Below are 10,363 nucleotides of genomic sequence, written 5' to 3'. Positions count from 1 at the left end.
TCCAAGGTGGTCCCATGCTAGTGGCAAGCAGGTGGTCCCATCACCCTGGCAAATGACAAAGCGGTCGAAAAGTGCAGCGTCGAACTGCGCAAGTACACCGGGTGGTCGCTCATGGACGAGCTGCTTGCCACGGAAGACCAGTCTCGGATGTCGGAGACCGACGTTGCCCAGCCGGCCAACTTCGCTCTCCAGGTCGGACTGGCGGAGCTTTGGAGGTCCTGGGGCATAGAACCGGACGCGGTACTCGGTCACAGCACCGGAGAGGTCGCCGCGCAATATCTAGCTGGTGTGCTCACTCTGCCGGAAGCGGTGAAAGTTACTTACTACAGAAGCAGCCTGCAACAACGCACCTCAGGTTCTGGCCGGATGTTGGCCGTTGGAATGACACCCGAAACCCTGAACCAGGCAGTCGAGGACGCAGGTCCGCTGGTATCGGTAGCAGCTGTGAACAGCCCGAGCGCGGTCACCCTGTCCGGCGATGCGACCGTCTTGGAAAGTATGGCCTCGCAACTGGAATCATTCGGCGTCTTCCACAGATTCCTGCAGGTCAAAGTTCCTTATCACAGTCACTACATGGATCCGATACGAGATGACCTGGAGGCAGGGCTAGCCGACCTGAGTCCCAAATCAGCATCGATACCGCTGTATTCGACAGTCACAGGAAGTCGCATCGACGGCAAGGGCGCAAACGCTCGCTACTGGTGGCAAAACGTCCGCGCTACCGTCCTCTTCTCGGCAGCGTTCAGTCACTTGCTCGACGACGGGTACACCCACATCGTCGAACTTTCCCCCCACCCTGTCCTCGCCAGTTCGATGCGGGAACTGCTCGCGGGACCTGAGCAGGAAGGCTTGGTCGTCCCTTCCCTAAGGCGAGACCAACCCGACGACGAAATTCTCCTGCAGTCGCTGGGCGCGCTCCACTGCCACGGCCATCAGGTCGACTGGGAGGTTTTCTACCCAACAGCCGAATCCGCATTGGTCAAACTTCCGCGCTATCCGTGGCAGCTCAAGACCTACTGGAACGAGTCAGCGGAAGCGCGCGAAGACCGTCATTACCTGCAGGTGCATCCGCTCCTGGGTCAACACATGAATGCAGCGCACCCGACCTGGGAACTGGAGGTCAATGCAGGGCACAGTCTCGCCTATCTAGCTGATCACCGTATCCAGGACAACACTCTGCTGCCCGGCGCGGCGCTCATCGAGATGGCGTTGGCCGCGGCGCACAATGTGTACGGCCCCGGCCACTACAGCGTCGACGATTTGAAGCTTCACAAAGCCTTGATACTGAGCCCGGAGTCCGACGCACGACTGCGAACAACGCTCGACCAAGAGCAAGCTCGGGTCGAGATTGCCAGCTATTTGGCCCTGCCCGGCGGCAAAAGGCAATGGACGATTCATGCCACTGCCCAACTTGATCTCAGGCCCGCTACAGCCGCCGATCGTGATGTGGCGGCCGTCCAATCACAATGCGATACCCGCATCTCGAGAGAACAGTTCTACGAGCTGACCAACCGTCTCGGCTTCCAATACGGTCCAGCCTTCCAAGCAGTCCGCGAAATCGCGACGGGAGATCGGCTAGCGGTAGGACGTGTCGAGATTCCGGAAGAAATCGCGACCGAAGTTGGGGAGTACCTATTCCATCCGAGCTTGATTGATGCTGCGTTCCAGGTATTGCTGATCGCCAGCCTTGCGCTCGATTCCGACTCGGATCGCGCGACACCGTATTTGCCGGTCGGGGTCGACCGGATCCGTGTTCTGGCACCGCCCGTTCAGGACATGGTTGTCGTTGCAGAGGTCGTCTCGGCAGATCGGACGCGAATCCTGAGCAATATCTCGTTGTGCGACTCCGCCGGACGAGTCCTTGTCGAAATCGACGGATTCAAGGCACAGTCGCTCGTCTCCGCTGCGAGCTTGTCTCTGGACAGAATCGACCGTGGCCTCTACGAGTTGGAGTGGCAGGACACGCCGCGACCGGTCGAATCGGAGATTGCCCAGCCTGCTGATGACGACCAGGACGCCGCGGCGTGGGTAATCTTCGCGGACACGACCGGTGTCGGCTCGGAGGCAGCGAGACTCCTTCGGGCCCAAGGCCGCCGAGTCTTCTGTGTCGGTCATGCTGACGTCGCGAAGCTCGTCGATGGTGGGAACGAAAACTTCTCGATCAACGCTGCTGATTCATCTCAGTACGTGGATTTGGTCCGAATCCTGCGGCAGTGTCAAATCGCGAACATTGTGCATCTGTGGAGCCTGGACGCCGACTTCGATGAAAGCCGATCGACCGGCGCGTTGGAAGCCTCGCAAGAGACCGGAGCACTATCGGTGACGAGGCTGATGCAAGCTGTGTCCGCGGAGTTGTCTCAGGTGACCAAGGTCTGGCTGGTCACCCAGGGCGCGCAGGCCGTCGTGGAAAATAGTCTTCCGAACGTCGAGCAGTCTCCGCTGTGGGGATTAGGGCGTGTGATCGGCCATCAGGAGTTCACCAGTCTCTGGGGCGGTCTCTGCGATCTCGACCCCGACGGAAGTGCCACTGATCAGGCTCGCTTTTTGATCGACGAGATCGCCACCAATGACCGCGAAGATCAGGTCGCGTTCCGAGGCAATCGCCGGTACATCGCTCGTCTTGTTCAAAGCGGCAACCTGACAACGCCTTTTCCTGCCCGCATGCGCGAAGGCGGTGGCTATTTGGTTACCGGTGGTTTGGGAGCGCTGGGACTACTTGTCGCGCGGTTCCTGGTGGAGAAGGGGGCTCGTGACGTCGTCCTGATGGGACGTAGCGAGATCCCTGCCCGCACCTCGTGGGATGATCTGCCGGCAGATCACCCTCAGCTGAGCGTCATCAGACAAGTTCGTGAACTCGAATCGTTGGGCAGCAGGATCCACTTCGCAGCCGTCGACGTCACCGACGCTGATCAGTTGTCGGGCTGGATGGACACCTATCGGGAGCAGGGTCTTCCTCCGATCAGCGGCGTCATCCACACAGCGGGCGTCGTCGACGATGAGCTGCTTGTGCGAATGGACGCCCAGACTTTCCAGAGGGTGCTTCGACCCAAGCTGGTGGGAGGGTGGCTCCTCCACCGACTGTTCCGCGAATCGGACTTGGACTTCTTCGTGCTCTTTTCGTCCACCGGAGCAGTGATCGCATCGCCGGGGCAAGGGAATTACGCCGCCGGAAACGCTTTCCTCGACGCATTGGCGTCGTACCGGCGGCAGCAGGGGCTACCAGGTCTCAGCGTGGGATGGGGGCCGTGGTCCGTTGGCATGGTGGAACATCTGGATCTAGAACAGATGTACGCCCGCCGCGGAATCGAACTCATCACCCCCGAGTCCGGTATGCAGGCATTGGGCCGCGTGCTTCACCAGCAGCCACCACATTTGGTCGCCATCACGGTGGACTGGGCGAAGGCGCGGGAGACGTCCTTGGCTGGGCAGCTGGCGCCGATGTTCGCCCAACTTGACGTTCGGGACGAGGAAACAGACGACGACGGGGCAGACGCTCAGGCGCTGTTCGTCGCGCTCAGTCAGACAAGCGGAGCCGAGCGGGGTGAAATTCTCGGCACACACCTGCGTGACATGGCTGCACGAATTCTCGGTCTCGATGCGGCTGACGTCACGGTGGAAGAAACTCTCAACAGCCTCGGCTTCGACTCGATGATGGCCATTGAAATGAAAGCCCGAATCGAGGCCGTTCTGAAGGTAGATGTCTCGGTCTTGGACCTGCTTCAGGGTGCAACCATCGCTGGGCTCGCAAACGGGTTGCTGACCAGACTCGAATTCGGCGGATCCGCAACTGATTCCGGAACAGACGAGCCGATGACCGGCGACGCTACCGACGTCGAAAGTCACCTCGATGATTTGGAACTTTTGCTGGCAGATGCGACACCGGAAGAACTGGAAAAGCTATTGCAGGACTTGGAGACCGAACAACCCTCTGGGCCCGTTGCGGCTGACGAGGACATGGTCTCGGCCATCATGACCGTGAGTGATGCATCGTGAAAGACGCGGTCGCGGACGGAGACTCGGGCTGCCCCTCCACGGGCGGCGAAGGTACGCACACTCACAGTCGAAGGACACGCATATGCCCTATGTCATAACAGAGCCGTGTATCGGTCATAAAGATGCCTCATGTCACGACGTATGCCCGGTCGATGCGATCCAACCGGCACCGGGCGGGGACTTCGACAAATACGACCAGCTCTACATCGACCCGGTGGCCTGCATCGATTGCGGAGCCTGCGAGCCGGTATGCCCGGTCGAAGCGATCTTTTTCGACGCCGACGTGCCTGAAGAGTGGCAATCCTGGGTCGCGGTCAACAAGAACTTCTTCGACCCGGCTTAACTACTGACGTTGTGAGTGCGCGACGCCTCACCGGGTCCGAGTGAGGCGTCGCCGCAGCGCTTGTCGAGGATGACTGCGTGGTTGCGATGGACGTCAATTCACCTTACGAGCGAGACTGTCCGGATCGAATCCGAGGCGTCGCCCCGACCGCCACGCAAATGGGGTGGCCGGTTACAGGAACCAATTGGATTACTCCGATGTCGCCGCCCACCAGGTCCTGATCGCTTCGCTGAGTTCGTCTGGCGCATCCGACTGTACGAAATGTCCGACGTCATGCAGCACCACGGTGGTGTGGTTGGTCAATGTTGATTCCCACCGCTCTCGCTCCTTGTCTCCGAAGGCGATGTCGCCGTCGGCCCACACGATGAGCGCCGGAAGTTGGTCGAGCAGCGTCAGGTGTTCCTCGACATCGGCGAGAAAAGCACGGCTTCCGATGATGGCGCCAGGCAGCACAGCGCTCGCATGACGACGCTCCCTGGTGGAAAGAGCCTCGCGGTAGTGCGTCATTTCGAGTGAGGTTGGCTTCCTGCGCCGATGCCCGGCGGGGATCAGGGCATTGACGAACAGATTCAACCGTCTGATCAGCTCGCGTCCAACCAGCCCGCCCATAACTCGAGAAGCCACTTCAGCACTGAGAGTGCCGTTCATCGGCCATGCCCAAGTGTTGGCCACGACGAGGCGGGAGAACTTGTCCGGGCGCTGCTCGGCTGCGTGCAAGCCGATCGGACCACCCCAGTCATGTGCGACCAGCGTGATGTCTGACAGACCAAGGTGGTCTAGGAAATCCACGACTACCGCGGCATGCTCCTGCGGCTCGTACTTATAGCCAGGTGCCGCCACCGAGAGTCCAAAACCAGGGTAGTCCAGGGCGATGCATCGAAACTGAGTCCGCAGCGACGCAATGACCTCGCGGTACACGAAGGACCAAGTCGGATTTCCGTGCAACATCAGCAGGATGGGCCCCGAGCCCTCGTCGACGTAATGCACGACGTGGCCGTTCAACTCCACGAAGCGGCTTTCGAATGGAAATAATTCACTATCCACCCAGGTTGGACGTACACCTGCCGACGGCTGAGTCGTCAATTCAACATCCTCCTCTAAAGTAAATTTTTGATTTATACTCAAGTTAGCAAAAAAAAGTCAAGTGCGAGACCTGGAGGGCTTCATGACCAAGCGATCCTATGGTCAGTACTGCGGACTGGCGCGAGCCCTCGATGTTGTCGGTGGGCGCTGGAGCTTGCTCATTGTTCGTGAGCTGCTCGTCGGGCCCGCGAGATACAGTGACCTTCTTGCCGGTACATCAGGGATCGCCACCAACCTCCTCTCCGAGCGACTGCGGGACCTAGAGGAGGTCGGCGTGGTGGAAAGGTCTCTCGATCGCGCCAGTAATGGCGTGCTGTTTTCGCTGACGCCATGGGGAAGCGAACTTCGCGATGCCGTCGCCGCCCTGGTGAGGTGGAGTACTCCGCTGATGGTCACCGGTCCGCAGGAAGACAGTTTTCGGACCAACTGGCTGGCGGTCGCGCTCGATGCGTTACTGCATGACAACAAGGCTGCGGTTTCTGCGACGGTTGGATTAGAGGTCCAGAACAGGATTGTTTCGGTACACATTGATGACACCGGCACGCACATTGCGCTCGATGGAGAGCCACAACCGACGAGCGTCCTTCGGGCAGAACCTGCGGTGGTGTTGGGTCTCGCCTCGGGCATGCTGACGGTTGAGCAGGCGGTTCTGGCCGGCGAATTTCGAGGCGACCTCGATGACTTCGACATCGTGTTCGGCCAATTTGCCGGTGCCCTGCGAACGATCGCATAGAAAGCGGTACATCTACGGCCACGATCTCCGCGGAGTCTCATCGGTACTTCGGTCCGGATCGGTGCCGGTGCCACGATCGACGTCATTGTTGGCACAGCTCCGACGGTAACGATGCGCGGCCGGCCGGTCCGATCTCGTTGATCAACGCATTGATCCGGTCTCCGACTTCTGCTGCAGTTCGAAGCCGTTTGTCCGGTGTTGCAAGGCAGGACGCAACGATGTCGGCTTCCTCCGGGCGCAAGTTGTCGGAGACGTGCGCGCCGCCCGAATGCACGGCTCGGATCGCAAGCAGTGGTTGGCCGGTCGGCAATTCTCCGTAGAGTCCTTCGCCTGAAAGCGCTCTATGGACCGTTGCTCCGATTGACCACACATCGGACGCCAACGACGGCGTGTTGTGGGAGAGCAGTAGCCCTGGATCCAGGTACTCCACCGATGTCGCCGGCGCCATACTCGTGACCTCATTCTGGCAATCGAGAACCCGCACCAGCCCGAGGTCTGACAGTTTGCTTCCGCCCTCGTGGACCATCACATTGCGCGGCTTGATGTCGCCGTGGACCATGCCGGCATCGTGCAATGTTTGTACAGCCCGACAGGTGTCGACGAGCGCACGCAAGATTTGCTTGCGTGTCAAACGGTTCGTGGGGGCCGCGAGGGAACCAAGCGGAAAGTGCTCCATTGCATAGAAGAAGTTACCGTCCAGGACGGCATCGTGGATTCGGACGATGTACGGAGACGGGACCGCGGCAAACGCCCGCAACTCCTGAACTCCACGACGGTAAGCATTCTTGCCCGCCTGATCGATGAAAACCTTAAGAGCTACCAACGATTCCGAAAGACCAAGTCGCTCAGGAGCTTCTGCGAGATAGAAGGTGCCGTGATTGCCCTCACCGAGCGAGCCGAGAATCCGATAGTCCGCGATTGCTGCGGGTAGTGCCGTACCGGCCGACATCAGTCATTCCTCGATAGGGTGTGTAATGCGGTTGATCTGCTGCGGTATAGATTTGCCTACTTCTGCAGCTCGACTTCCGGAGTCGCCGAGACGTGTTTCGGCTCGACCCGCGATCCACCCGGCCGCGCAGGGCAACCGGGTGGCGCGGCCCGGCATTTGCTGCTTGATAGCTGCTACCGCTTTATCTCGCAGGTGTTCTGGGGGATCGTCGCCGCCGAGCCTGGGTCGAAGGCCTAGGTCGTTGCCGTGTCGAAGAGGTCTGGAACTTTCAAGGCCAGAGTCATGTCGCCTTCAACTTTCATCTTGCCGGTCATGAAGGCGCGCATGGGGTCCTGGCGCCCCTCGGCGACCGCGATCCAGATTTCGCTCGTCGTGGTGAATGTGGTGTCCGGTTCGGGGACACCACCGGGGATGAGTCGCCCCTGACCGTCCTTGATCTCGAAGGCCCACACGCCGGGATCCTCGTCAGTAATTTGCCATTGGAGAGTTCGTTCGAGTCCGGTTGCTGCTTCGGTGATGAAGCGTTCCGGCAGAGCGTCGAAAAGTTCGCCGATTGTGAGCGTCATAGGACCGTGCTCTCCTGATCGTTGTGACCGTTCCAGGCTGATGCTGGAGCTGCGGATTGTGCGCCCAACGACGGTAGGAGTGCTGACTTCTCTGACTATTACCGCCCGTGTAAGTTCGCGCCTTTGTAGATTCCTGAGAGGCATGACACGCGGGATCCACCACGAAGCGCTTGCCGAAGTTCGACAAACTCCGCCGGGGGCTGCAGTCCCAGATCACGCTGAACTGCGTTGCAGAATGCCTCCAGTCGGCGTGCTGCCCCGCTTCGGTTACCTTTGCGCAGACAGGATTCAACAATCACGCGGGTAGCCAGCTGGTTGTATCGATCGACGCGCAGCATTTGGTAAGCCGACTCCAGCAGCTCTTCATCGCCTCCTCTGTCCACGTCGATCTGCATCAGACGAGCGAGCGCTTGCGAACACATCAGCGCGTAACGCCGCCGAAAGGGGTCTAACCATGGGCTCGATTCGCCGTCGAGCAGAGGTCCTTGTGAGACGTACTCCGAGACGCGCCTGTAGTAGAAGCGAGCTCGATCGGTGTCGCCCGCGTTGTCGCATGTGTGTCCACGTTGATAGAGCAGTTCAAGATCTGCTATATCCGTCCACCACATGTCGTCGGATTCGAACGTGTAGACCCTGTTTGAGTGATGACGAATGAACGACGATTCCTCTCTGGGGCCAAGCTCGGGTTCGAGCAGCCGTCTGAGCGAATGCATGTTCACATCGAAAGAACTGATCGCCTTCTCGGGATCTGTTTCCGGCCACAAGGTATCGACGAATTGTTCGGCCGAACATGGCTTTCCGGGATTAAGAAGGAACCACAACAACATGTGCAAGCCCTTCTTGCGGCTTGCTGCCGGCACCAACCGTTGGTCACCTCGGAACATCCGTAGGTACCCGAACAGGTACGCCCGGTATGGAGCTTCGCGTTCAAGCTCTCGCGGGTGTTCGAACCCTGTTGTGCTATCTCGATTGTCGATCAAAGCTGCGTACAAAAGCTCCCCTAGCTGAGTTGACTAGCGGGCCAACGGAAACGTTGCTGACCCGGCAACAGTTAACGACCTTCACAAAGAGTACAGAGGGTTGCCGAAGTGAGCTAGGTAACTTTTTTTCCATGCATGTGACACATGCCACGATGTCAAGGGGTTGACCCCGAGTGGGGACCGTCATGCTAGGCGGGGACCGAAAGTGGTTGTAAGCGCAACTATCTCGGCTTCTGCCCTTTTGTCCGGCATACAGCTTTGGGCGCCGTCAGGCGTTTCGCCTAGTCGTCGTCGTGTCGTTGTCAAACGCGGACATGTCTGGCCGACCCCGGAGAAACGAGACACAGGCCGGGATGGTCCGATCGCCGACGTTCGTTTGGTTTGGCGCGGTCGCTGGACAACCGCGATCGCCCCATCAGGTAGTCCGGTCAAGTGGAGCGGCAGATAATCACGAAAAGATAACATCGGCTAGTTCATGCGGGTTTATGACAGCGGCTGAACGGGGGGCTTCCTACGCGAGGCATTTCCTCTAAATCCTTCATTTCCAGGAGGGGGTTGGAAGTGAGCTTAAAGGGGAAGTGCCGCCCCTTCGAGTGTCCCCGGCACTGGGTGTGCCGGGGACACTCGAAGGAGCTAAACCTTGCTTCTGCGTTCACTTTATGATTGTCCAAAAGCATTGATGCACAGTCAATTTGGTTTCCTTAGATGGGTGCGTTCTGGTAAGTTCGTGGGTGTCCACAAGTTGTTGTAGAGGTGATCTGACCAATCGCCTCCCTTCCCGTAAAGGGGTTCGTAGCATGACTGTTTCCGAGAGTGTCGAGTTGGTTTCTGCAGTAGTTCCGTCGGTGTCGAGCGCGATCGGTAGTGCCGATTGGTCTGCAGGACAGAATGTTTCGACCTCAAGGGCTGCGGTCGTTGAGGGTTTTCCTGTCGAGGGCGCGTGGGTGCGGGTAATCGAAGAAACCGGGGCGCCGCTCTTTGCCGGGTGGTTTTCTGCGGACGCTTCACGGCAGGACGGATCTACCGTGGCTGTGGTGATCGTCTCCAGAGAGCCGATGTTGTCGATGGAGCACGAGATTGTGAACTGGTCGGGGCGTGTGCGCCGGGAACAAGTGCAGGTCCTCGAACCTGTATTCGGTGCTGCTCCGGTGTGGTTCACGCCCTACGTGAAGGCTCTGCACGCCGAGAGTCGCGCAACTACGGAGACGGAGGAGTTGGCGCTGGGCAAGGCACAGCTGGCGCAGACGCTAGAAGAGCTGCGTGAGCGCAACCAGCGGTGGGTTTATGACCTGGTGGAAGATGCGTGCGAATGGGCCGATCGCAACAGCTTGTGCGGCGAGTTCGAGAACTTCATGGAATCCCACCAGCTACCGGGCCGTGAGCGGTCCCACGATGTCGAGGTGGAAGTCACCGCCCGCATTACCGTTTCGGTCTCTGCACGCAGCGTAGAGGAGGCCGAAGAGTGCATCGATTCAGACGATGTACGCAGCCACATCGAGAACACCGCTCGGTTCTTCGACTTCGATTGGCACGTGGCCGAATAGGCAACCGCCGGTGGGGGATAGGGCCGAGCGCAGCCGGTCCTATTCCCGGGCCGGGAAACTTGGCCGGCAACACGGGCCGCGCAGCGGGCCGGCTTTCTTTCTCGGACAACCTGCCCGCCTTGGCGGGCAGTCTTTCAGGTCCCTGGGCGCAGCCCAGGGATTAGGCGCAGAC

General features: G+C 59.5%; 8 protein-coding genes. 4 read left to right on the top strand and 4 right to left on the bottom strand.

Annotation, left to right across the window (positions count from 1 at the left end):
- Positions 1-39: 39 nt before the first annotated feature.
- Both ACHIRB_RS30885 and ACHIRB_RS30880 read left to right on the top strand, forming a co-directional pair.
- Positions 40-3,993: an SDR family NAD(P)-dependent oxidoreductase gene (locus tag ACHIRB_RS30885; RefSeq protein ID WP_395127847.1), complete on the top strand. Its 3,954-nt coding sequence runs from the start codon at positions 40-42 to the stop codon at positions 3,991-3,993.
- Between the two features lie 82 nt (positions 3,994-4,075).
- Positions 4,076-4,336, top strand: coding sequence for a 4Fe-4S dicluster domain-containing protein (locus tag ACHIRB_RS30880; protein ID WP_395117971.1), 261 nt, complete (start codon positions 4,076-4,078; stop codon positions 4,334-4,336).
- Between the two features lie 189 nt (positions 4,337-4,525).
- Here ACHIRB_RS30880 and ACHIRB_RS30875 read toward each other — a convergent pair whose 3' ends face one another.
- Entirely contained in the window at positions 4,526-5,461 is a 936-nt protein-coding gene (locus ACHIRB_RS30875; RefSeq protein WP_395117973.1) for an alpha/beta fold hydrolase, read from the bottom strand.
- Between the two features lie 40 nt (positions 5,462-5,501).
- Here ACHIRB_RS30875 and ACHIRB_RS30870 point away from each other — a divergent pair, with 40 nt between their 5' ends.
- Positions 5,502-6,152: a winged helix-turn-helix transcriptional regulator gene (locus ACHIRB_RS30870; protein WP_395117975.1), complete on the top strand. Its 651-nt coding sequence runs from the start codon at positions 5,502-5,504 to the stop codon at positions 6,150-6,152.
- Between the two features lie 82 nt (positions 6,153-6,234).
- Here ACHIRB_RS30870 and ACHIRB_RS30865 read toward each other — a convergent pair whose 3' ends face one another.
- The 3 genes from ACHIRB_RS30865 to ACHIRB_RS30855 all read right to left on the bottom strand — a co-directional run bounded on the left by ACHIRB_RS30865 (position 6,235) and on the right by ACHIRB_RS30855 (position 8,527).
- On the bottom strand, positions 6,235-7,101 hold the full coding sequence (locus tag ACHIRB_RS30865) for a serine/threonine protein kinase (protein ID WP_395117977.1): 867 nt from the start codon (positions 7,099-7,101) through the stop codon (positions 6,235-6,237).
- A 233-nt stretch (positions 7,102-7,334) separates the two neighbouring features.
- The gene (locus ACHIRB_RS30860) at positions 7,335-7,667 is read right to left on the bottom strand and encodes an SCP2 sterol-binding domain-containing protein (protein ID WP_395117979.1); all 333 of its coding nucleotides are present in this window, start codon (positions 7,665-7,667) and stop codon (positions 7,335-7,337) included.
- A gap of 98 nt (positions 7,668-7,765) precedes the next feature.
- Entirely contained in the window at positions 7,766-8,527 is a 762-nt protein-coding gene (locus tag ACHIRB_RS30855; protein WP_395117981.1) for an AfsR/SARP family transcriptional regulator, read from the bottom strand.
- A gap of 917 nt (positions 8,528-9,444) precedes the next feature.
- On the opposite strand from ACHIRB_RS30855, the gene ACHIRB_RS30850 reads away from it, so the two are divergent.
- The gene (locus ACHIRB_RS30850) at positions 9,445-10,191 is read left to right on the top strand and encodes a hypothetical protein (protein WP_395117983.1); all 747 of its coding nucleotides are present in this window, start codon (positions 9,445-9,447) and stop codon (positions 10,189-10,191) included.
- Positions 10,192-10,363: the final 172 nt, after the last annotated feature.

The organism is Antrihabitans spumae, assembly GCF_043944905.1.
Lineage (GTDB): Bacteria > Actinomycetota > Actinomycetes > Mycobacteriales > Mycobacteriaceae > Antrihabitans > Antrihabitans spumae.
The sequence above is the reverse complement of the archived record's forward strand: the minus strand, read 5'-3'. Positions and strand labels throughout refer to the sequence as shown.